This window comes from Mesorhizobium sp. M0830 (genome assembly GCF_040319965.1).
Taxonomy (GTDB): domain Bacteria; phylum Pseudomonadota; class Alphaproteobacteria; order Rhizobiales; family Rhizobiaceae; genus Mesorhizobium.
Genome location: NZ_JAMYOR010000006.1, coordinates 139,213 through 162,015, shown reverse-complemented (window position 1 = coordinate 162,015; position 22,803 = coordinate 139,213). Strand labels below are relative to the sequence as shown.

Annotated in this window: 15 protein-coding genes; 9 read left to right on the top strand and 6 right to left on the bottom strand. The window is 62.6% G+C overall.

Annotated elements, in window-relative coordinates; translation table 11 throughout:
- Nucleotides 1–158: 158 nt before the first annotated feature.
- Together NKI20_RS06450 and hisN are read left to right on the top strand one after the other, a co-directional pair.
- Nucleotides 159–1,100 carry an N-formylglutamate amidohydrolase gene (locus tag NKI20_RS06450; protein ID WP_023759723.1) on the top strand — a complete coding sequence of 314 codons (942 nt, stop codon included), beginning with the start codon at nucleotides 159–161 and terminating at the stop codon, nucleotides 1,098–1,100.
- Between the two features lie 391 nt (nucleotides 1,101–1,491).
- Nucleotides 1,492–2,265 carry a histidinol-phosphatase gene (hisN, locus tag NKI20_RS06445; protein ID WP_023759724.1) on the top strand — a complete coding sequence of 258 codons (774 nt, stop codon included), beginning with the start codon at nucleotides 1,492–1,494 and terminating at the stop codon, nucleotides 2,263–2,265.
- A gap of 57 nt (nucleotides 2,266–2,322) precedes the next feature.
- Here the strand turns inward: hisN and NKI20_RS06440 are convergent, their stop codons facing one another.
- Nucleotides 2,323–3,300, bottom strand: coding sequence for an alpha/beta fold hydrolase (locus NKI20_RS06440; RefSeq protein ID WP_352829199.1), 978 nt, complete (start codon nucleotides 3,298–3,300; stop codon nucleotides 2,323–2,325).
- A gap of 479 nt (nucleotides 3,301–3,779) precedes the next feature.
- On the opposite strand from NKI20_RS06440, the gene NKI20_RS06435 reads away from it, so the two are divergent.
- From NKI20_RS06435 to NKI20_RS06420, 4 genes are all read left to right on the top strand, one after another.
- On the top strand, nucleotides 3,780–4,247 hold the full coding sequence (locus tag NKI20_RS06435) for an Hsp20 family protein (RefSeq protein WP_023759726.1): 468 nt from the start codon (nucleotides 3,780–3,782) through the stop codon (nucleotides 4,245–4,247).
- Between the two features lie 299 nt (nucleotides 4,248–4,546).
- Nucleotides 4,547–5,035, top strand: a complete 489-nt coding sequence (locus NKI20_RS06430; RefSeq protein WP_352829198.1) for a Csu type fimbrial protein — start codon at nucleotides 4,547–4,549, stop codon at nucleotides 5,033–5,035.
- A 79-nt stretch (nucleotides 5,036–5,114) separates the two neighbouring features.
- The gene (locus tag NKI20_RS06425) at nucleotides 5,115–5,804 is read left to right on the top strand and encodes a fimbrial biogenesis chaperone (RefSeq protein WP_352829197.1); all 690 of its coding nucleotides are present in this window, start codon (nucleotides 5,115–5,117) and stop codon (nucleotides 5,802–5,804) included.
- 20 nt (nucleotides 5,805–5,824) lie between these two features.
- A complete protein-coding gene (locus tag NKI20_RS06420; RefSeq protein ID WP_352829195.1) occupies nucleotides 5,825–8,188 on the top strand; it encodes a fimbria/pilus outer membrane usher protein in 2,364 nt (787 codons plus the stop codon).
- 19 nt (nucleotides 8,189–8,207) lie between these two features.
- Here NKI20_RS06420 and NKI20_RS06415 read toward each other — a convergent pair whose 3' ends face one another.
- Both NKI20_RS06415 and NKI20_RS06410 read right to left on the bottom strand, forming a co-directional pair.
- A complete protein-coding gene (locus NKI20_RS06415; RefSeq protein WP_352829194.1) occupies nucleotides 8,208–9,146 on the bottom strand; it encodes a Csu type fimbrial protein in 939 nt (312 codons plus the stop codon).
- Nucleotides 9,147–9,283: 137 nt separating this feature from the next.
- A complete protein-coding gene (locus tag NKI20_RS06410; protein WP_352829192.1) occupies nucleotides 9,284–10,333 on the bottom strand; it encodes a threonine aldolase family protein in 1,050 nt (349 codons plus the stop codon).
- Nucleotides 10,334–10,820: 487 nt separating this feature from the next.
- Here NKI20_RS06410 and gltB point away from each other — a divergent pair, with 487 nt between their 5' ends.
- Entirely contained in the window at nucleotides 10,821–15,572 is a 4,752-nt protein-coding gene (gene gltB, locus NKI20_RS06405) for a glutamate synthase large subunit (protein WP_352829190.1), read from the top strand.
- Nucleotides 15,573–15,712: 140 nt separating this feature from the next.
- Nucleotides 15,713–17,167, top strand: a complete 1,455-nt coding sequence (locus NKI20_RS06400; RefSeq protein WP_352829189.1) for a glutamate synthase subunit beta — start codon at nucleotides 15,713–15,715, stop codon at nucleotides 17,165–17,167.
- A gap of 30 nt (nucleotides 17,168–17,197) precedes the next feature.
- Here NKI20_RS06400 and NKI20_RS06395 read toward each other — a convergent pair whose 3' ends face one another.
- Nucleotides 17,198–18,412, bottom strand: coding sequence for an SGNH/GDSL hydrolase family protein (locus NKI20_RS06395; protein ID WP_023759735.1), 1,215 nt, complete (start codon nucleotides 18,410–18,412; stop codon nucleotides 17,198–17,200).
- 77 nt (nucleotides 18,413–18,489) lie between these two features.
- The gene (locus NKI20_RS06390) at nucleotides 18,490–19,710 is read right to left on the bottom strand and encodes a lytic murein transglycosylase (protein ID WP_352829187.1); all 1,221 of its coding nucleotides are present in this window, start codon (nucleotides 19,708–19,710) and stop codon (nucleotides 18,490–18,492) included.
- Nucleotides 19,711–19,919: 209 nt separating this feature from the next.
- On the opposite strand from NKI20_RS06390, the gene galU reads away from it, so the two are divergent.
- Nucleotides 19,920–20,822 carry a UTP--glucose-1-phosphate uridylyltransferase GalU gene (gene galU / locus NKI20_RS06385; RefSeq protein WP_023759737.1) on the top strand — a complete coding sequence of 301 codons (903 nt, stop codon included), beginning with the start codon at nucleotides 19,920–19,922 and terminating at the stop codon, nucleotides 20,820–20,822.
- A 52-nt stretch (nucleotides 20,823–20,874) separates the two neighbouring features.
- Here galU and NKI20_RS06380 read toward each other — a convergent pair whose 3' ends face one another.
- Nucleotides 20,875–22,668 (bottom strand): outer membrane beta-barrel protein, encoded by a 1,794-nt coding sequence (locus NKI20_RS06380; protein ID WP_352829185.1) that lies wholly within the window; start codon nucleotides 22,666–22,668, stop codon nucleotides 20,875–20,877.
- Nucleotides 22,669–22,803: the final 135 nt, after the last annotated feature.

Sequence of the window (22,803 nt, the reverse complement as noted above, 5' to 3'; positions counted from 1 at the left end):
CGCTCGGCGGCCAGCAGAACAAAACCAGAAGCAGCGGACAACTCGTGTGCTACCTAAACCGGACAACTTAATTCGCTATCGACAGTGAACGCGGACGGCGATGATCCATATTTGCCCGGCGGCTCGACCCCTGAAATGCTGGACACGCGGCCAGCAAGGTGGCACTTTCACATCATGATGCACTGGTGTTTTCGGGTTCGTTCAAATTGAAGACGGCAGCCGAGGATTTTTCGGTCTTTCCGCCCTTCGAAATCCGGTCGGGCGCCGAGCAGCGCGTCCCCTTCCTCTTCAACTCACCGCATAGCGGCCGCTACTATCCCGAACGCTTCCTGGCCATGGCAAGACTGGATCGCAACGCCATCCGCCGGTCGGAGGACTGTTACGTCGATGAGTTGTTCGGCGGCGCCGTCGCGCTCGGCGCACCGATGCTGGCGGCGAATTTTCCGCGCGCCTATCTCGACGTCAACCGCGAGCCTTGGGAACTCGATCCGCGCATGTTCGCCGAGCCGGTGCCGTCCTTCTGCAACATCCGCTCGGCGCGGGTGGCCGGCGGACTTGGCACGGTGCCGAAACTGGTCGGCGAGGGGCTCGACATCTATCCCGGCCGCTTGCCTCTGGCCGAGGCGGTTGCCCGCATCGAGGCCGTCTACAAGCCTTATCATGAGACGCTGAAGCGGCTTTTGACCAGGACCCATGCGCGTTTCGGCTTTGCCGTGCTGATCGATTGTCATTCGATGCCGGCGAGCATTCGTGTCGGCGACAACGGCTTGCGGCCCGACTTCATCATCGGCGATCGTTTCGGCATCTCGGCCACCACGGCCTTGACCGAGGCCGCGATCGGCCTGCTCACCGCCATGGGCTATGCGGTCGCTCACAACAAACCCTATGCTGGCGGCTTCATCACCGAGCACTACGGTCGCCCGGCGCGCCATCTGCATGCGCTGCAGATCGAGGTCAATCGCGGGCTCTACATGAACGAGCGGACATTTGAGAAGGTCGCCGGCTTTGACGCTCTGGCCGACGATTTGACGCGATTTTCAGCTGACCTGATGTCGATGCCCGACCATCATTTCGTCGACCTGCCGCTGGCTGCGGAGTGAAGTTCGCCTTGTTGGTGCATGTCGTTGGCCCAAAACCGCTGAGCACCTCGGGTCAGGCCCGTGGACACGCTTTTGGGCGACATCCTTGGAAATCCCGGCGTAAAAAAAGACCGCATCGTTTGCACGATACGGTCGAAGTCTAGGGAGGAAACGCCCAAGGAGGGCATGGACAGGATAAGCCGTCCGAGAACAAGGGTATTGTGCGCTGCACAAATGTCAAGCGACCTTCAGGCTTTTTTAATTCACCGTGATGTGGAAATTGCGTTTCGAAGATGCTTGTGTGACATCCGGGCAACAGATGTCGTCGCGGAAAAATCATCGAACACTCTTGTTTTGGGACAAAATTGTCGGCAGAGCACGGCTCGAGCATGCCGCAATGCGGGAGAATCAGTTGGACATCAGCATCGATTTCATGCGCCGTATAGCGCAGGCGGCGGCGGCGGAGACGTTGCCGCGCTTTCGCAGCCAAGGCGCTGTCGCCAACAAGGAAATGGGCAGTTTCGACCCGGTCACCGAGGCTGATCGCGAGGCCGAGCGCGCTATCCGGACGCTGATATCGGCGCAATATCCCGACCATGGCATTCTCGGCGAGGAGCACGGCAGCGAGAACATTTCGAGCCGGCATGTCTGGGTGATCGACCCGATCGATGGCACGCGCGCCTTCATTTCCGGCCTGCCGGTATGGGGGACGCTGGTCGGGTTCACCGTCGACGGAGACGCCGTTGCCGGCATGATGTCTCAACCCTTCACCGGTGAACTGTTCTACGCCAACGCCTCGGGTTCTCACTATGAGGGTCCAGGTGGCTCGCGAAAACTGACAACCCGCAAGACGACGAAGCTGGCCGAGGCGACGCTGTTCACAACCACGCCGGCACTGTTCAAAGGCGAGGCGCGCAATCGCTACGACCAGTTCGAAAAGCAGATCCAACTCGCTCGCTACGGCGCCGATTGCTACGCCTTTGCCATGATAGCCTCAGGAAGCGTCGACATCGTCGCCGATCCCGGCTTGAAGCCTTACGACATCGTCGCGCTGATCCCGATCATCGAGAAGGCAGGCGGCGTCGTCACCACATTCGACGGCGGGCCGGCGGAACAGGGTGGCGATGTGCTGGCAGCGGCGACGCCGGAGCTCCATGCCGCGGCCATGGCCGCCTTACGCGGCTGACCGCTTCACGCCACTCTCGAAATTGCCTCAGCGCGACCTGAACCAGCGATCGGCGCTTCAGGCAGTCGGGTCGTCGCTGCCGGGAATGAAGGCATCGAAGGCGGCGAGCAACTGCTCACGGTAGATGTCGGCTTCCTGCAGGATTTCGTGACGGGAACCGTCGATCATCAGCAGCGAACCGAGCCGCAGACGCCTGGCGTAGGCTTCCACGGCCTTGGTCGAGACGACCTGGTCGGCGCCGGCTGCGATTATCAGCAGTGGAATCTGGATCCGAGCCATGAAGTCGGGGTCGCTGACGGCTTCAGAGGCTTTCGCGGCTGCCCGCAGCCAACGGATCGTGGGTCCACCAAGTGCCAGTTGCGGGTACTCTTCGTAGATCCGCGTGTTGCGCCGATAGCGCACCGGGTCGCTCGTCAGCTTGTTGGTCTCGAACGGAGCCGTCACCTTCGGCCGCGGGCCCCAAGCGGCATAGAGCCGGCCGAGGCCGACAGCGCAGAATAACGAACAGACGCGGCGAACCGTCGATATCGAGACCGGCAGGTCGGGCAGCGTCAGGAATGGCGCGATCAGCACCATGCGCCGCACGCGGTTCATCATCGACCGTGCGGCAAGCAACGTGATCAACGCCCCTGCCGAATGCGCCAGGATGTAGTACGGCCCTCGGCAATCGGGCAGCACGATCTCCTCGAAAAACTGTTCGAGGTCCGCGGTATAGTCGCGGAAGCGCTTGACATAGCCGCGCTGGCGATCGCGGATCAGCCGGTCGGAATCGCCCTGGCCGCGCCAGTCGAGGGTGGCGACGCCAAAGCCGCGATCGGCGAGGTTGCGGATTGTTTCGAAATATTTCTCGATGCACTCGTTGCGGCCAGACAGCAGGACCACGGTACCCTTGATCGGGCGGGCGACCGCGCCGAACAGGCCGTAGCGGATCTTCTTGCCGTCGCGCGTGGTGAAGAAGCCGGCAGAGGCGTTTTCCGGCCGCGGATTGCCCTCAATTTCGTGAAAAAGCGGGTTGTCGTTGAAAAGATCCGTCATTCGGCGCTTCGTGCTTGGCGTCTCGCATGCCTGCCTGTGCCGGCCGGCTCTGCCAAGGTGATAGACGCCCATGCGCCAAAAGCAAAGCAATTCACGGCAACGGAGGCTGCAATGGGGAAGGCCGGAAGCCGCTTGAAAGCGTGCTTCCGGCCTCTGTCGATCCGGGAGGAAGGGACGTTGGCACCCGGTCGGCCTCGTTGCGGTGCCTGTTGTGCAATCGGCGCCGCCAATCCTTGATCCTGGAATGCACTTTAGCGCCGGCTGTCTGAACGCGCGCCGAAGCGCCGGTTCATCTGCCGTTCATCAAGGCATCAGCCACACGGTTTTTTGCCGCCGGATGTAATCTTGAAATGCATTCGAGTGCTCCCCAAATGTCTGATGCGGCCGCCAATGTCGGGGTCGCTGGTCCAGCCGAAATGCCGCTCAAGGGTTTCGCACCGGCCAAACGCAAACCATGTTGCTCAACAGGAGAACACCTCATGCGTCACGTTGATTTTTCCCCGCTTTATCGTTCGACCGTCGGTTTCGACCGTCTCTTCACCATGCTCGATTCGCTTGCGCAGCCGGATGGCGCGCAGACGTATCCACCCTATAACATCGAGCGCACCGGCGAGGATTCCTATCGTATCTCGATGGCGGTTGCCGGCTTCTCGGACGAGGAAATCTCGATCGAAGCCCATCGGAATGTGTTGACCGTGAAGGGTGAGCGCAAGGACGAGGGCACCGGCGAAGGGTCCGAACTGCTCTATCGCGGTATCGCCTCGAGGGCTTTCGAGCGCCGCTTCCAGCTTGCCGATCACGTCGAAGTCGTCGGCGCCGCGCTGAAGAACGGCCTGCTCTTCGTCGACCTCAAGCGCAACATTCCCGAGGAACTGAAGCCCCGCAAGATCGCGATCACCTCGGCTCCGGCCAAGGCCAAGCAGATCGAGGCCAAGACCGCCAATTAAACCTGCAGCCTCCCAAGGCAAAGGCGGCGCCGAAAGGCGTCGCCTTTTTTTATATCAGTTCGCTCGACGAGAGGCCGGAACTGCGTAGTCGTTGACTTGAGGGTGATCGCGCTCGCTGGATGGGGCGACCAAAGGATTTCGCGGGAAACGAGCGCAATTGCTACTTTAGCGTTATCTAAATAAGTAATCCCTTTTTAACCAAGTTCGAACATATTTAGCTCGGCCAGTCCACAGGCCCCGGAGCCTCCAACGCCCGTTTCACCTTCTTTCCGGAACCATCGAAAAAGGACTCTCGACGAATGTGGCGAAGAAAAACGGCAGCGTGCCTGGCGATCCTGGCGCTTCTCGGCGCCGAGGCACGCGCGACGACGACGACATTAAACATGACCGTGCAGATGACAATCACCGCATCCTGCACCATTGGCAGCGCATCGACGCTGAACTTCGGCTCATCGGGCATCATTGCAGCCAATGTCGACCAGACATCGACGGTTCAGGTTCAATGCACGAATACGACCCCCTATAATATTGGTTTGGACGCCGGCACTGGATCGGGCGCGACGGTTGCCGCGCGCAAGATGACCAATGGCGCCGCCACTGTCACCTATTCTCTTTACAGCGACAGCGGCAGAACGACCGTCTGGGGAAACACAATAGGAAGCAATACGGTCTCTTCGACGGGTACCGGATCTTCACAAAGCTTTACCGTGTATGGACGCGTGCCAGCGCAATCGACGCCTGCGCCAGCCCTTTACACAGATACGGTGACGGTCACCGTCACTTACTAGGTCGGCCGCATCGACGGTCGACACCTGGGGGTTGCAAATGAATTTGGCAAGGCTGACTTTGGCTTTGATGGGAGCATTGTTGTTCCGCGGTGCGGTGGCGCACGCGGAATCGCTTCAAGTGCAGCCTGCTCTCGTCGATGTCGTCGCTCCCGGCTCGGCGTCGACGATCATGCTGCGCAATGACGGGCAGACGCCAAGCAACGTGCAGATTCGTGTTTTTCGCTGGTTGCAAGCTGATGGCCAGGAGAGCCTGCTGCCCACGCAAGATGTGGTCGCCTCACCTCCGGGCGCTACGCTTCAGCCGGGCGCCGACTATGTCGTTCGCATCGTGCGCGTGGCCAAGCGGCCGATTGCCTCTGAGGAGGCCTATCGCCTCCTTGTCGACGAGCTTCCGGACGCCAGTCGGGCCAAGACCGGTACGGTTAGATTGTTGGTTCGCCACTCGATCCCGGTGTTCTTCAGTTCGCCGGAAAGAACGCCGCCGGCCGTGGACTGGACCGTATCGAAGCAGGACGGCAGGCTGATCGTGTCGGCCCACAACAAAGGCGGTACACGCCTGCGTGTCTCCGCACTCTCGCTGCGCGACGCGGGCGGACACAAGATCTCGTTAGGGGGAGGGCTCGTCGGCTATGCGCTCGGTCAGTCGACCATGCGATGGACGGCGCCGGCTGGCGGGCGCAAATTCGCCGCGAAGGGATCGATCTCGATCGCCGGTCAGGGAAATGATGGTGCCATCGAGGCCACAGCGCCGGTTGTCGCCGCGCCGTGAATCCGGCTTGCTTGCTGGCCATGTCGATCCTGATCGCTGCACTGACGCAGTCCAATCAGGCAGCCGGAGCGGTCCAGCAGCTTCAACTCGAAGTCTTCATCAACGACGCTCCAACCAATCAGATCGCGGCATTCATTTCTACTGACGGGCAGCATATCGGCGCCACGCCTGATGAGCTGCGGGCATTGGGGCTGGATCTGGGCAAGGATCGATCCACCGCCACACCCATCATGCTCGACAGTGTCCAGGGACTGACTTACCGCTACGAGGTGGCGCAGCAACGTATTTTCCTGACCGTCGGTAACGGCCTGCGCGGGACGATATCCTATGACGCGGCGCCCGATCGCGATGCAGCGCCTGACGTGCACGCGGGGTTTGGCGGCGTCCTCAACTACAATCTGTTCGCGGCGTCACGACAGGAGCCCGACGCGAGCGGCTTCTCCTTCAGCGGGGTGTCCGCAACCCTCGACGCCAGGGCCTTTTCGCCGGTCGGCACGTTTAGTCAGTCGGCGATAATGCGGCTGACGGACAACGGACGCACCGATGCGCTGAGGCTCGACACCGCCTATACTTATTCCGACCCGGCGAAGCTGGTGACCTATCAGGCTGGCGATGTCATCTCCGGCGGTTTCGCCTGGACCAGGCCGATCCGCGTCGGCGGGCTTCAGGTGCGCCGCAATTTCGGGCTTCGCGCCGACCTGATCACGCAGCCGCTTGCCTCGGTGAGCGGCAGCGCGGCGGTGCCGTCGACAGTCGACGTCTACGTCAACGACTTGAAAACCTATTCACACCCAGTCGACACCGGGCCATTCCAGATCACCGACATTCCCGTCACCACGGGCGGCGGGCAGGCACTTGTCGTGCTGCGCGATGCTGCCGGCCATGAAACGCGCACGAGCGTACCGTTCTACGCCTCACCCAGCTTGCTGAGGCCAGGCCTCTTCGACTTTTCGCTGGAGGCAGGCCTGCCAAGGCTCGGGTATGCGACGACGTCGGATGCCTACGCCGTCAATCAGCCCGTCGTGTCGGCAAGCCTGAGAAAAGGCATCTACGACTGGTTGACGCTGGAGAGCCATGCGGAGGCCGGCAAGGATCTGGTCAATGGCGGTATGGGCATGGCGATGCGAACCGGCTCGCTTGGCGTCGCCTCGTTCGCGCTGGCCGGCAGCCATGGCCGGGCCGGCAATGGGCTGCAGGCCTATGCCTCCTACGAGATCAGGATCGGGACCCTCAGCGTCAATGCCAGTTCGCAGCTGACGCTCGGCTCCTATGACGATCTCGCCTCGGTGACCGACCGGCTTCAGGACAGTGAAGCGCCCAGTCGCGCGTTCTTCAATACATCCTCGTTCGATCCGGAAGCTACGGACGCGGTGGCCAGATCCAGGCCGCCGAAGAGAGTGAACAGCATTTCCGTCGGAACGCCACTGTCCTTCGACAGCGGCAGCGTCAGCGCAAGCTACATCGACCTGACATCGGCCGACGGCGAGAGCTCAAGGGTCGTCACCGCGTCCTATTCGCGCACGCTGCCTTTCGGCTACCTCAACGCCACGGCCTTCGCCGAGCTTGGCGGGCGAAGGAGCGCCGGTCTCTTCGCCGGACTGTCGATGCCGATCGGCGGCGACGCCATGGCATCGACGGCTGTCTCCGCCGGCAAGGACGGGCTCGACATGATTGCCGACGTGAGTAAGCCGCTCGGCGAGGAACCGGGCAGCGTTGGCTGGCGGACCAGCTTTAGCCAGGGCGGATCCGCGGAGGGCTCCGCAGCGGTTGCCTATCGCTCTTCCCATGGCCGTGCTGATGCAGCCGTCGGCCGTTCAATCTCGGGCACCACGGCGACAGCCCAGTTCGACGGGGCAATCGCAACGATGGGATCCGGCGTCTTCCTGACGGACCGCATCGACGACAGTTTCGCCGTCGTCGAAACAGGCGTGCCCGATGTCGGCGTGTTGTACGAGAATCGACCGGTGGGGGTTACGGATGGCAAGGGCCGGCTGCTGGTGCCGGGCCTGCGCTCCTATCAGAAAAACAGAATCGCCATCGATACCACCAACCTGCCGATCGATGCCGATGTGTCCACAACGCAGGATGTCATCGCGCCGGCCGACCGGGCCGGTGTACGGGCCGATTTCCGGATTCGCACGAATGTGGACGCCGCAGTCCTGGTCCTGTCAGGCCCGGACGGACAGCCGCTCATGGCGGGGTCGCACGGCACGATCAACGGCAAGCAGGACTTCGTCATCGGCTATGACGGGCGTGCCTATGTCGAGGGGCTGGCGCGCAAGAACACTGTCGTGGCCGAAACCGCCAGCGGTACGTGCAGTGCTGCGTTCAACTATACGCCGAAGACAAACGCGCAAGTGGTCGTCGAGATTTCCTGCCGTTGATGCCGGCGGTCGCCGGATGTCAGTAGGTGACGGTGACGACGACCGTGTCGGTGTAAGTTCCTGGCGCGGGGGTCGTCTGTGCGGGCGCCTCGGCATATACGGTGTAGGGCTGGTCCAACCCGGTGCCGGTGCCGCTGGCGGTGTCGGTGCCGATCGTGTTCCCCCAAACCGTAGCCATGCCGCTGTCGCGGTAAAGCGAATAGCTGACGAGCTTGGTGCCGCTCGTCATCTTCCTGGCGGCGATTGTAGCTCCGGAACCCGTTCCCGCACTGAGTCCGATAGAGTAAGGCGTCGAATTGGTGCAGCGGACGGTGACCGAACCTGTCGAATCGACATTCGACGCCAGTACCCCGACGGAGCCAAAATTCACGTTGGTGGCCGAGACGTTGCAGTTCGCGTTGATTGTCGCGGTCCAGGTGGAGCCGCTTGAGACGGCTTGTCGGCTGCCTGTCGGGCACGCCGTTGCCGTCACGTAGTCGTAGCCAATCGCCGGCGCGGAGGTCATGGTCCAGATGTATGATCCGGGTCCGGCGGTGGTCTGGTTCGCGGCCACCCTGCCATAAACCGTCAGCGTGGCATTGGCGCTACCGGAGAAGCCCATGTTGAGATCGTAGGTCGTTCCGATGGGATGGAGGGCATAGGCCGTTGTGGCCAGGCCCCAGGATCCCCAGATCGTCGTTCGCGCCGCGTCGCTGTAGAGCTCATGCACCAATCGTTGGGTGCCCGACGCCAGCCGGCGATTGCCGGCCGTGTTGGTCTGGCCGGGCGAAAGTTCGACGCACAGGCGCACGGTCGAGAAGATCACGCCCGAGCAGCTGATCGAGAAGGTCGCAGTCGTGTCGTCGACGGCACCACTTAGGATATCGACGGCGCCGTACGACCCGCTGACGGCCGTGACGGAGCAGCTCTGGGGCCAAGCCCCTTGCAAGCTGGAAACGAGAAATATCGTGACCAGCACTGCCCGTAGCCGCACTGTCCAGTGTAGCGCACGGCGTAGCGGTCTCCCGAAACCCGATCCCTTGCCAACCATTATGTCTGCCTATCACGGCCCAGGCCAATTCGAAACGGGCTCCGAGCTCTTTCGGGAGAAACCTATCAGGCGAGCATGAGGCCAAACCGGTCGACGTCTTCCGCGGTCGTCGCGAAGCTGGTGACGAAGCGATAGAGCAGCTCGTCCTCACTGATGTGGCCGTCAAAGCCATGTGGCCTGTGCCAGTCGTAGAAGGCAGCGCCGGCTGCCTGCAGCCTTTCGGCCTCGGCTTTCTTGATCACTGCGAACACCTCATTTGCCTGCGGCAACCATGCCAGCTTGGCCATGGCCGAATCCTCGATCGCCGCGGCAAGGCGCGCCGCCATGGCGTTGGCGTGGCGGGCGGTGTCCAGCCACAATCCGTCCTTGAAATAGGCCTCGAACTGCGCGGCGACGAAGCGCGATTTCGAAAACAGCTGGGCGGCGCGTTTACGCAGGAAGGCCAATTCCTTGGCGCGATCAAGATCGAACAACACGATTGCCTCGGCGCACCAGCAGCCGTTCTTGGTGCCGCCGAAGGAGAGGATGTCGACGCCGCGTTTCCACGTCATCTCGGCAGGCGTGGTGTCGAGCGCGACCAGCGCGTTGGCAAAGCGGGCGCCGTCCATGTGCAGGGGCACCGAATGTTGTTTGGCGATCGCCGAGATCGTCTCGATTTCATGCAGCCCGTAGACGGTGCCGACCTCGGTCGACTGGGTGATCGAAACAGCCATCGGCCGTCCCCAATGGACGATTTCGGGCGCAAAACGGCCGATGGTCCGTTCCAGATTGTGCGGGTCGACCTTGCCAAGCGCGCCGTCGATCTCATGCAGGCGCGAACCGCCGGAAAAATATGACGGCGCGCCGCATTCGTCCTCGATGACATGCGATTCGCGGTGGGCGAAGGAGATGCCGCCAGGCTTGTTATAGGCGGTCAGCGCCAGAGAGTTGGCGGCAGTGCCGGTTGCGACGAAGAACACCGCGACCTCTCGTTCGAAGATCTCATTGAAGCGCTGATAGACGGCTTGGTCGAGCGCACCGTCGCCATAGGCGGTGGAATAGCCCCCCGCATTGGCCGACAGGCCAGCAACGATATTGGGATGGGCGCCTGCCCAATTGTCGGAAGCGAAGAACATGCATCTGCCTATGTCTAGGGAAATCGGGTTTTGGGGAAGTCAGCCTGAAGTTGACCGGTTTCGCATGCTGATCGCAAGGGGGCCGGGCGCCGAAAAATCGGTAAAGCCAGCCAGCCGACAGAAGAGAGATTGGCGACTGAACCTTACGTTTCTCCCCGGCTTCACGTAATTTTCTGTCGCAAGAGGCCCAAGTTTTTTGTGAATCGGTCTTGTATGCGTCCGGGATTTCTGTCATAAAAATTTAGGACAGTAGTGCTGTCTTATTTTGTCGCACAAAACGAGCTGGATTGGCGTATCATTTGGGCCTCTCCGGCTGTTGCTGCGAGCGACAGGTGGACGGCCCCGATTTGGCCTGTACGAATACGAACCATGCGGAAAGCCGCCTGGTCCGGTAAGGATTTCGCAAGACGTGCCGCAAGGATCAGGGTGAGCCAAGCGCTTGCCGAGGCAAACCAGCGCCCGAGGGGCTGGGAACGGAGGACAGGAGATGACGGACATGACGCAATCTGCGACGAACGGCCAGGCCGCGCAGACGAAAGCGGCAACCGTCAAAAATACGCCCCTGACCAATCTCGGCCGATCCAACAACGGTCGCACCGTCAACGGCTTTTCCGCCCGAGGTCTCTACGACCCGCGTAACGAGCATGACGCCTGCGGCGTCGGCTTCATCGTCAACATGAAGAGCGTGAAGTCGCATCAGATCGTCAAGGACGGACTTGCCGTGCTCGAAAACCTGACGCATCGCGGCGCCGTCGGCTCGGATCCCTTGGTCGGCGACGGCGCCGGCGTGCTGGTGCAGCTTCCCGATCGTTTCTTCCGCGAGGAAATGGCGGCCCAGGGCATCGACCTGCCACCGGCGGGCCAATACGGCGTCGGCCACTGGTTCATGCCGCAGGACGCGGCACTTCGCGCCCATGTCGAGGACATCATTGCCGAATCGGCGCAATCCGAGGGGCTTCCGCTCATCGGTTTCCGTGACGTGCCCGTCGACAATTCGTCACTGTCGAAGGCGGCTGATATCGTGGCGTCGGAGCCATTCCATCGGCAGATATTCATCGGCCGCACGCCAGACATTACCGATGACGAGGAGTATGAGGCCAGGCTCTATCTGCTGCGCAAGGTCATATCCGGCCGCATCTATGCCGAGAACGACAACAAGGACATCGGCGCCTATTGCGTGTCGCTGTCGGCGCGCACCATCGTCTACAAGGGCATGTTCCTGGCTTATCAGGTCGGTGCCTATTACAAGGACCTCAAGGATCCGCGCTTCGAGACCGCGCTGATCCTCGTCCACCAGCGCTTCTCGACCAATACGTTTCCGTCGTGGAAGCTGGCGCATCCCTATCGCATGGTCGCCCACAATGGCGAGATCAACACCGTGCGCGGCAACAACAACTGGATGGCAGCGCGGCAGGCTTCGGTCGATTCCGAACTGTTCGGCAACAACATCTCGAAGCTTTGGCCGATCTCCTATGACGGTCAGTCCGACACCGCCTGCTTCGACAATGCGCTCGAGTTCCTGTTCCAGGGCGGGTATAGCCTCAGCCACGCCATGATGATGCTGATCCCGGAAGCCTGGGCCGGCAACAAGCTGATGGATGCCGACCGCAAGGCCTTCTACGAATACCATGCGGCCCTTATGGAGCCGTGGGACGGACCGGCGGCGGTCGTCTTCACTGACGGCCGCCAGATTGGCGCTACGCTCGACCGCAACGGATTGCGCCCGGCGCGCTACATCGTCACCGACGACGACCGCGTCATCATGGCCTCGGAAGCCGGCGTGCTGCCGGTGCCGGAGGAGAAGATCGTCAAGAAATGGCGTCTGCAACCCGGCCGCATGCTTCTGATCGACCTGGAGAAGGGGCGTATCGTCTCCGACGAGGAGCTCAAGTCGGAAATCGCGGCCAAGCATCCCTACAAGACCTGGCTCGCCAACACGCAGCTCATCCTGGAAGATCTGAAGCCGGTCGAGCCGCGCGAACTGCGCAAGGACGTCAGCCTGCTCGATCGCCAGCAGGCGTTCGGCTACAGCCAGGAAGATACCAAGCTGTTGATGTCGCCAATGGCGACGACGGGCCAGGAAGCGGTGGGCTCGATGGGCACCGACACGCCGATCTCGGCGATGTCGGACAAGTCGAAGCTGCTCTACACCTATTTCAAGCAGAACTTCGCCCAGGTCACAAACCCGCCGATCGATCCGATCCGCGAGGAACTGGTGATGAGCCTGGTGTCCTTCATCGGGCCGCGGCCGAATATCTTCGACCTGGTCGGCAATTCGCGCCGCAAGCGGCTCGAAGTGCGCCAGCCGATCCTGACCAATGGCGATCTCGAAAAGATCCGCTCCATCGGCCACACCGAGGACCGCTTCGACACCAAGACGATCGACATCACCTATGGCTCCGCCGAAGGGGCGGCAGGCATGCAAGGCGCCATCGACCGCCTGTGCGAGCGGGCGGAGGCGGCGGTCGCCGGCGGCTACAACATCATCATCCTGTCCGACCGCCAGGTCGGGCCGGACCGCATCGCCATCCCGGCGCTTTTGGCGACGGCCGCGGTCCATCATCACCTGATCCGCAAGGGGTTGCGCACCTCGGTCGGCCTCGTCGTCGAATCCGGCGAGCCGCGCGAGGTGCATCATTTCTGCTGCCTTGCCGGTTATGGCGCCGAGGCGATCAACCCGTACCTCGCCTTCGACACGCTGCTCGACATGCACAAGCGTGGCGAGCTGCCGAAGGAAGTGGACGCCTACGAAGTCGTCTCGCGCTACATCAAGTCGATCGGCAAGGGCATTCTCAAGGTGATGTCCAAGATGGGCATTTCGACCTACCAGTCCTATTGCGGCGCCCAGATATTCGACGCCGTCGGGCTGAAGACCGATTTCGTGCAGCGATATTTCACCGGCACCGCCACGCTGATCGAAGGTGTCGGACTGGACGAGATCGCGACCGAGACGCTCAGCCGCCACAATGACGGTTTCGGCAACGACCCGGTGCTGCGCAACAGCCTCGAGGTCGGCGGCGAATACATGTTCCGCATGCGCGGCGAGGCGCATATGTGGTCGCCCGACGCGGTCGCCACATTGCAGCACGCCGTGCGCCAGGGATCGTGGGAGACGTTCAAGGACTATTCCGCCCAGATCGACAGCGAGACGGCCCGCGCACAGGCCATTCGCGGCCTGTTCAGGATCAAGCTGGCCGAGGAAACCGGCCGCAAGAAGGTCGCGCTCGACGACGTCATGCCGGCGGCCGACATCGTCAAGCGCTTCTCGACCGGGGCGATGTCGTTCGGCTCGATCTCGCGCGAAGCGCACACGACGCTGGCGCGTGCCATGAATCAGATCGGTGGCAAGTCGAACACCGGCGAGGGCGGCGAGGAGGCCGACCGCTATCTGCCGTTGCCTGGCGGCGGCAAGAATCCCGAACGCTCGGCGATCAAGCAGGTCGCCTCGGGTCGTTTTGGCGTCACGGCCGAATATCTCGTCAATTCCGACATGATGCAAATCAAGGTGGCGCAGGGCGCCAAGCCCGGCGAGGGCGGCCAACTGCCCGGCCACAAGGTCGATGCCACCATCGCCAAGGTCAGGCATTCGACGCCGGGCGTCGGCCTGATCTCGCCGCCGCCGCATCACGACATCTATTCGATCGAGGATCTGGCGCAGCTGATCTACGACCTGAAGAACGTCAATCCAGCGGCCGACGTTTCGGTCAAACTGGTGTCGGAAGTCGGCGTCGGCACGGTGGCGGCGGGCGTCGCCAAGGCGCGCGCCGACCACATCACCATCTCGGGCTATGATGGCGGTACCGGCGCCTCGCCGCTGACCTCGCTCAAGCATGCCGGCAGCCCGTGGGAAATGGGTCTCGCCGAGACGCACCAGACGCTGGTTTTGAACGGCTTGCGGTCACGCGTTGCGCTGCAGGTCGACGGCGGCTTGCGCACCGGGCGCGACGTCATCGTCGGCGCGCTGCTCGGCGCCGACGAGTTCGGCTTCTCGACCGCGCCACTGATCGCGGCTGGCTGCATCATGATGCGCAAGTGCCATCTCAACACCTGCCCGGTCGGCGTCGCTACGCAGGATCCGGTGCTGCGCAAGCGCTTCAAGGGCACGCCGGAACACGTCATCAACTTCTTCTTCTACGTTGCGGAAGAGGTCCGCGGTCTGCTCGCCGAGATGGGCTACACCCATATCGACCAGATCATCGGCGACACCGACCTTCTGGAAAAGCGCGACCTGATCGTCCACTGGAAGGCACGCGGGCTCGATTTCTCGAAGATGTTCTTCAAGCCGGATGCGCCGCATGAAGCGGTGCACTGGACCGAGCGGCAAAAGCATCCGATCGACGACGTGCTCGACCGCAGGCTGATCGAACTGGCCAAGCCGGCGCTCGAAAGCAAGCAGCCGGTCAAGATCGAGGTCGACATCCGAAATGTCGACCGCTCGACCGGCGCCATGCTGTCGGGCGAAGTGGCCAAGCGTTTCAAGCACAAGGGCCTGCGCGAGGACACGATTTCGGTGAAGCTGACCGGCACCGCCGGCCAGTCCTTCGGCGCCTTCCTGGCGCGCGGCATCTCGTTCGAGCTTGTCGGCGCAGGCAACGACTATGTCGGCAAGGGCCTGTCGGGCGGACGCCTCGTCATCCGGCCGCCAGAAGAGGCCAAGATCGTCGCGGCTGACTCCATCATCGTCGGCAATACGGTGCTCTATGGCGCGACCGAGGGCGAGGCCTATTTCGCCGGTGTCGCCGGCGAGCGTTTCGCGGTGCGCAATTCGGGCGTGGCTGCCGTCGTCGAAGGCGTCGGCGATCATGGCTGCGAGTACATGACCGGCGGCATCGTCGTCGTCATCGGCCAGACCGGCCGCAACTTCGCCGCAGGCATGTCGGGCGGCGTCGCCTATGTGCTCGACGAGGCGGGCGATTTCGCCGAGCGCTGCAACATGGCGATGGTCGAGCTGGAACCGGTTCCGGAAGAAGACGATTTGATGGAAAGGCTGCTGCATCACGGCGGCGACCTCGACCACAAGGGACGCGTCGACGTGTCAGGCGACATGACCAGCCATGACGAGGAGCGGCTCTATCAGCTGATCTCGAACCATGTGCACTACACTGGTTCGGTGCGCGGTCGCGAGATCCTCGACGACTGGACGACATTCCGGCCGAAATTCCGCAAGATCATGCCGGTCGAATACCGCCGCGCGTTGATCGAGATGGAACGCATGCGCATGGGCGTTGCGGCGGAATAGACTTGGGATTGCCGGGAGGCTCAGGTCTCCCGGCCTATCTTCATCGACAGTTTGACCTCGTGCGAAAGGTTGCCACGGCTGCCTCAAGAGGTTAACGGGTGCGGCGAAAACCGCACCATCTGGACAGCAGGAACTGGACTATGGGCAAGGTAACAGGCTTTCTTGAAATAGACCGGCAGGTACACAAGTACCAGCCGGCCTCCGACCGCATCCGGCATTTCCGTGAATTCACGCTGCCGATGTCGGACAAGGAGGTCGAGAAACAGGCCGCGCGCTGCATGGATTGCGGCATTCCGTTCTGCCATGGGCCGACCGGCTGTCCGATCCACAACCAGATCCCCGACTGGAACGACCTCGTCTATAATGGAGACTGGGACAACGCGATCCGCAACCTGCATTCGACCAACAATTTCCCGGAGTTCACCGGCCGCATCTGCCCCGCGCCCTGCGAGGAAGCGTGCACGCTGAACCTCGAGGACATCCCCGTCGCCATCAAGACGGTCGAGCAGGCGATCGCCGACAAGGCCTATGAAACCGACCACATCAGGCCTTATCCGCCGGAGAAGAAGACCGGCAAACGTGTCGCCGTCATTGGCTCCGGACCGGCCGGCATGGCGGCTGCCCAGCAGCTCGGCCGCGCCGGCCACGACGTCCATGTCTATGAGCGCGAGAGCCGACCCGGCGGGCTGATGCGTTACGGCATTCCCGACTTCAAGATCGAGAAGCACTATATCGACCGGCGCATCGAGCAGATGCAGGGCGAGGGCGTCACCTTCCATTGCGGCGTCAATGTCGGCGTCGACAAGCCGGTTGCCGAGTTGCTCGCCGAACATGATGCCGTGCTCTATTGCGGCGGGTCGGAAACGCCGCGTGCGGCCGGTATTCCCGGCGACGATCTCGGCGGCGTGCATGATGCGATGCCCTATCTGGTGCAGCAGAACAGGCGTGTCGGCGGCGAGCCGATCCAGTCTGTGGCGTGGCCGTCGCATCCGATCATCGCCGGCGGTCAGCATGTCGTCGTTGTCGGCGGCGGCGATACCGCGTCCGACTGCGTCGGCACCGCTTTCCGCCAGGGCGCGGTGCGCGTCACCCAGCTCGACATCCGTCCGCAACCGCCGGAGAAGGAAGACAAGCTTTCTGTCTGGCCCTACTGGGCGACCAAGATGCGCACCTCGTCCTCGCAAGCGGAAGGCGCGGAGCGTGAATTCCAGGTGGCGACACTCGAATTCATCGGCGAGGAAGGCCAGTTGACCGGCGTCAAGTGCTGCGAGGTCGACGAGAAGCGCAAGCCGATCCCCGGCAGCGAATTCGTCATACGCGCCGATCTCGCCTTCATCGCTATCGGTTTTGCCGGACCGGCGAAGGTCGGCGTGGCGACGGAGCTGGACGGTAAGATGAAGATCGTCACCGACAACCGCCGCTCCAGGAATGTCGAGGCCAACGACCGTGACTACAGGACCAGCGTCGACAGGCTCTATGCGGCCGGCGACGTGCGCCGCGGCCAGTCATTGGTCGTCTGGGCGATCCGCGAGGGCCGACAGGCGGCACGATCGATCGACGGGGCGCTAATGGGGTCGAGCGTTCTGCCGCGCTGAGCCAAACGGCCTCAGAGCCGCTCTGCGATACTAACGACTGATCGCGGTCGTGGTGTCGGTCGCGGTGGTAGCCTTCGGCGGCCAGGAGAAATCGTCGGCGCGGCCGGGCGAGGCGTTTGGTGCCTTGCCCTCGATTATTAGCTTTTCACCCGGCAGGTCCGGATTGGCCTTCGCTAGCGGTGCCGCGCCAAGCAGCTCGGTGCCGCCATCGAGTGCCGGATCGCTGAGCAGCATCGGTGCGGTTCGGTCGATGACAATGGGGGCCGCGGCCGGCGCCGGCGCCTCCACGGGAGCGCCTGCGGGGGCAGATGCCGTGACCGCGCTCCCCGGCGCGGTCAGTCCGAGGATCTTCAACAGCGGCTTTTCGGTATAGAAGGCGAGCTTGCGCTTGCCTGCCTTCGAAACGTTGATGCCGTCATCGGCACGCAGTCGCACCGGCTGGCCGTTGATGTCGGGGCCGCTGGTGACGAAGGCACCGTTCTCATCGACGAAGCCGTCCCAGATATCGACGAATTCGCCGCCATGGCTTTCGGCCGCCTGACGGTAGATGTCGTTGAAGGCAAGCATGTCGGAGGTCATCTTCTGTACCCGAAAGGCCGGCATGCCGACCCAAAGGAAAGGCACCTTGGCCTCCGTAATGGCTTTGCCGAACGCGTCGGCGCGACGCTCGTATTCCTTAGTCCAGTTTTCGGACCGCGGCAGTTCGCGAATGTCGCCGATTTTCATCTGTTGGCGGTCGTTGGAGCCAAGCATGACGATCACGGCGGCGGGTTTTTCGGTCTCGATCAACGACTTGATCTGTTCGGGCCAGTTGTAGAAGTCGTCGCGCACGAAGCCGGACGAACCATTGCTGCGCACGACGATCCTGACGCCGGCATTCTCGGCAAAGGCGGTGTCGAGGCCTTCAGCGAGACCGGCCGCCATGAAGTCACCGACCACCAGGACGGCGCGGGCGTCCGGCGCCTTTTCGACCACAGGGGTTTCCGGTTCCGCGGGCGGGCGGGGCGCGCGAGGTTTTTTCACCATCGGCCTGGGCCTTGCCTTCTGGATATCCTGCGGCGGCTCGAATCGCTCGCTGCGGCGCGGGAACAGAAGGTCGCGCAACGACCAGCCGCGGTCTTGCTGCTCCTGCGCCATTGCAGGTGCGTGAAAGACGCCGGCCACACCGACGGCGAGCACGATTACGGCCAGAATGAGCACCGGCATGCGACGAACAAGCCCTGCGATGCGCGCAGCCGAAGCCAATCGTTTCCTCCATCCCTTGGCAGATTGCTACAGCGTCCTTTGCGCGCCCGAAGGGCCGCGCGGCACTGCATGCGGCTCTATTTCTGCCGGAGCCACTTCAGCACTTCCATGCTCGGATAGCCATCCTGGGTCAAGCCGGCGCTGGCCTGGAAGGCCATGATGGCTGACTTCGAGCCGTCGCCGATCTTGCCATCGAACTTGCCGTCGTAGAGGCCGTGCTGGGAAAGCCGCTTCTGCAGCTCTTGCCTTTCCTCGAAGGTGAGCTTGGTGAAAGGCCGCTTCCAGTCCTGCACGAGACCGCTGGAGCCGGCGATCTCGTCAGCAAGAAGACCGACGGCAAGCGCATATTTGTCGGCGTTGTTGTAGGCTTTGATGACGGAGAAATTCTTGATCATCAGGAAAGCCGGCCCGCTGCGGCCGTCCGGCACTTTCAGCGTTGCCTTGTCGGAGCCGTTCTTGAACGGCTTGCCGTTGGCCCTGACCACGCCGAGAGCCTGCCATTGCGACAGCGTCTTGGAGCCGCCGGGAAGCTTGCCGGCGGGCAGGACAACCTCATAGCCCCAGGTCTTGCCGGCCTGCCAGCCATTCTTCTCCAACAGGTTGGCGGCGGTCGCCAGCGCATCGGGTATCGAATTCCAGATGTCGCGCTTGCCGTTGCCGTCCATGTCGACGGCATAGTGCAGATAGCTGGTCGGGATGAACTGGGTGTGGCCCATGGCGCCGGCCCACGATCCGCTCAGATGGCTTTCGTCGATATCGCCGGTCTGCAGGATCTTCAGCGCGGCGATCAGCTGGGTGCGGGCGAATTTCGCGCGCTTCGGATCGGCATAGGCCAAGGTCGCCAGCGAGCGGACCACGTTGCGCATGATGTCGTCGCGCTTGAGGATTTCGCCATAGTTCGATTCCATCGACCAGATGGCCAGCACGATGTGGCGGTCGACGCCGAACCTTGACTCGATCCCGTCCAGCCACGGCTTCCATTTCCTGGCCATCTGCTGGCCGACCGAGACCGACTGGTCATGGACGCGGTTGTCGAAATAGTCCCAGGCAGGGGCGGTGAATTCAGGCTGCGTGCGCGCCTTTTCCAGAACCACCGGGTCAATATCCCGGATGTCCCTGAAGGCCTGGTCGTAGAGGGCGCCGGAAACGCCGCTCTGCACGGCGGTGGCGCGGAAGCCGGCAACCCATTGCCGGAAGCCGGCATCGGCGAAAGCGGGGCCAGGCATCAGCAGGGCGAGCGAGAGGCTGGCTGCCGTTATGACGCTGGTAAAACGTTTTGCGGCATTGCGAACGGACATCTTTTCCTCCTTCTCTGTCTCAGGAAAGACCATTCATCGCCGAACCAGGTTAGGAATTAGTTTACCATAGGCGCCGCCGGGAACGAAAAGACGTCTCGAAGCTTTCCGACGATCGCTCCAGCCCTGTCGCCCAGTAATCCTCAATTCCGGCGTGAAAATGTCTTGCAGCGGGGATTGCGGAGCTAGCCATCAAGCGGATAATTGACTGCATGAAGAGAGTTCGCAAGGCAGTGTTCCCGGTCGCCGGTCTCGGCACGCGGTTTCTCCCGGCCACCAAGGCCGTTCCCAAGGAAATGCTGACCGTCGTCGACCGACCAGTCATCCAATATGTGGTGGATGAAGCGCGCGAGGCAGGCATCGAGCATTTCATCTTCGTCACCGGCCGCAACAAGGCCGTCATCGAGGACCATTTCGACATTCAGTTCGAGCTCTATGACACGCTGGCCCAGCGCGGCAAGGACGACCAGCTCGCCCGCCTGCAACGGCTGCAACCGGCGCCGGGGCAGACCAGCTTCACCCGCCAGCAGGTGCCGATGGGGCTCGGCCACGCCGTCTGGTGCGCCCGCGAGCTCGTCGGCGACGAGCCGTTCGCGCTTTTGTTGCCCGACATGATCATGCAGTCGGAGAAGAGCTGCATGAAGGCAATGGTCGAGCTCTACGAGGAAACCGGCAACAACATCATCGCCGTGCAGGAATGCGATCCCGCCGAAGCCCACAAATACGGCATCGTCGGCCGGGGCGAGGACACGCATCACGGCTTCCGCATCACCGAGATGGTAGAAAAGCCGAAGACCGGCACCGCGCCGTCCAATCTCTACATCAACGGCCGCTACATCCTGCAGCCCGAGATCTTCAATATCCTCGAAGGCCAGGAAAAGGGCGCCGGCAACGAGATCCAACTCACCGACGCGATGCTGAAGTTGGAAAAGCAGCAAGCCTTTTATGGCTACCATTATCAGGGCCGCACGTTCGATTGCGGGTCGCCGGAAGGTTTTGTCGAGGCCAATGTCGCCTTCGCATTGTGGCGCAGCGACATGAACGGGAACATGGCCGGCGTGATCCGCACGCTTCTCGATGAGATAAGACCATCGGAGCGGCTCGGCGTCGCTTGAGGCAGTCAAGCTGGGGACTTGTCGCTTGCCAGACTGCGCCTGGCTGGCTTTCCTATCTCTGCACTTTTACACCGAGGAAGATGCTGTTGGCGGTGTAGTCGCGGCCCGGTAAATTGCTGGTCAGCTGTTCGGTCCTCACCCTTGTCGTTAGGCCGGCATAGCGGTTCAGCCACCAGGTCAGGCCCGCCTCGGCGCTCCAGATCCTGTCGTGGCCGTCGATGCCGACATAGTCACGCCAGTCCAGGCCCAAAGCCGCATTTCCGGTGAGGTTGGCGCGAATCTGGCGTTCGGCGGTCAGGCGGCCGGAATAAAGGATATCGCCACTTTCATTGGCTGTGGTCGTGGGCTCGACGGTGGTCCGCCCGGTCAGGCCGATCGTGGTGCCGCGTTCGGGCGACCATTTGAGGTCGGCGTTGACGGTGGCACCCGAAATCGCATCCAGGTCTTTGTCATCGATCGCTTCCCTGAGCCAGCCGGCCGAGAATTCACCCGACAATTTCTCACCCATGTCGAGCGCAAGGCCGGCGCGGGCGCCTAGCCGCGTCGACGAGCGCTCGAAGCCTTCATTGTCGATGCGTTGATCATAGGCCCGACGGCCGACCTCGATTTCGGTGAAAGGGGTGAGGGCGGGGGAGATCTCGTAGCCGGTGCGCAAGGTCGCGGTGTAGAGCGTGGAGTCTCGATCCTTCTGGGACAGCGAGGTGCCGTTCGAAAGCTTGGCGTCGCCGTAGAAGTCGTGCGAGACCGCACCGGTCAATGTGTACTGCATCTTGCCGATGTGTTTTTCGACGGCGAGGCTGCCGTTGACGGTCTGCCGCAGCGGCTGCTTGCTGACGCCCGCGATGGCGTCAGGCGAGGATGCCGATTCCGGTACGGCCTCGTAGCCGAGCTTGGCAATGGCGCGCAGTTCATTATCGAGGTCGACATTGAGCTGGCCTTCGATGCGCCCTTGCTCGTTGTGAACGGGGTAACCCGAGACGGTCTCGCGGAACAGGCCATAGCCGTCGATCGTGGCGGAGTTCTCGCGCCAGTCGGAGGCGGCGGAAAAGCGCAGCGCCGTCTCGGACAGCAGTGCCGACTTGCCGGCATTGCTCGAATCGCCGTTCGACGTGGCGGTCAGGCCCTGTTCGATCGTCGGCCGGATGACGAAGGAGCCCCATTTGACGCCGGTGGCGGCGAACGGGTCATCCTCCGGCTTCTTTTTCTGGCCTTCGATGGCATCCGTGCGTTTTGCGCCTGGGTCGAGCTTCTGCTTGTCGGCGCTGTCGATGGTGAGGGCGCGACGGTTGGCCGTCTCCTCATCGGGGGTGTCAGCGCTGTCGCTGGCGTCCGTCGTGGAGGCGGTCGTGGAAGCAGTGATGTCGGTGGCTGTTGCCGTCGACTTTTTTTTCTTTCTAGACTTGTCCGCAGCCTTGTCCTTGGTCTGGTCAGCCGCATTCTGCCCGGCGGTCGACGAGCGACGGCGAGGCTTCGGCGGCGCTTGAATGCCGGCAGGGGTGTCGCCGGTGGCCTCCGGCGGACCGAAAATACTGCCGTCCGCGGTTGCATCGGCGGCATCGGTGTCGTCAGGCACAGCGCCGGCGCTGGCCGGCAGATAGGTGCGGGCCGACGCGTCGTCCTGCGCGGCGTTGGTCGGCGCCTGACCCTGCGCTGCTTGGGCTAGCTGCCTCGCCTTGCGCTGCTGGTCGGACAGGATCGCCGATTCCGAAACCTCGCCGCGCAGTTCCGTTTCCTGGGCATGGAGCGCCGTTGGGCGCAGCAGGGCAAACATGCTGGTCGCCAGCAGCAACGCGCAGGCCGCCTTGCCCTTTCGTCCTGTCGATTTTTCCGGCTGGACCCTGGACATCGCCACCACTGCTTGCGCGGCGCACGCGCGCCATACTTACCGAACCGTAAATGGGGATGGTTAACGGAGGGTTGAGGAGGCGGGCCGCCGGCCGCCTGAAGCGCTGATTTCCCAAGGGGTTTATACGGCCCGTGT

What these genes read in the sequence shown, in the direction of transcription:
- NKI20_RS06440 (WP_352829199.1), bottom strand. Translation starts at nt 3,300, where the DNA reads ATGACGGATCTTTTCAACGACAACCCGCTTTTTCACGAAATTGAGGGC.
- NKI20_RS06435 (WP_023759726.1), top strand. Translation starts at nt 3,780, where the DNA reads ATGCGTCACGTTGATTTTTCCCCGCTTTATCGTTCGACCGTCGGTTTC.
- NKI20_RS06430 (WP_352829198.1), top strand. Translation starts at nt 4,547, where the DNA reads ATGTGGCGAAGAAAAACGGCAGCGTGCCTGGCGATCCTGGCGCTTCTC.
- NKI20_RS06420 (WP_352829195.1), top strand. Translation starts at nt 5,825, where the DNA reads ATGTCGATCCTGATCGCTGCACTGACGCAGTCCAATCAGGCAGCCGGA.
- NKI20_RS06410 (WP_352829192.1), bottom strand. Translation starts at nt 10,333, where the DNA reads ATGTTCTTCGCTTCCGACAATTGGGCAGGCGCCCATCCCAATATCGTT.
- gltB (WP_352829190.1), top strand. Translation starts at nt 10,821, where the DNA reads ATGACGGACATGACGCAATCTGCGACGAACGGCCAGGCCGCGCAGACG.
- NKI20_RS06400 (WP_352829189.1), top strand. Translation starts at nt 15,713, where the DNA reads ATGGGCAAGGTAACAGGCTTTCTTGAAATAGACCGGCAGGTACACAAG.
- NKI20_RS06390 (WP_352829187.1), bottom strand. Translation starts at nt 19,710, where the DNA reads ATGTCCGTTCGCAATGCCGCAAAACGTTTTACCAGCGTCATAACGGCA.
- galU (WP_023759737.1), top strand. Translation starts at nt 19,920, where the DNA reads ATGAAGAGAGTTCGCAAGGCAGTGTTCCCGGTCGCCGGTCTCGGCACG.
- NKI20_RS06380 (WP_352829185.1), bottom strand. Translation starts at nt 22,668, where the DNA reads ATGTCCAGGGTCCAGCCGGAAAAATCGACAGGACGAAAGGGCAAGGCG.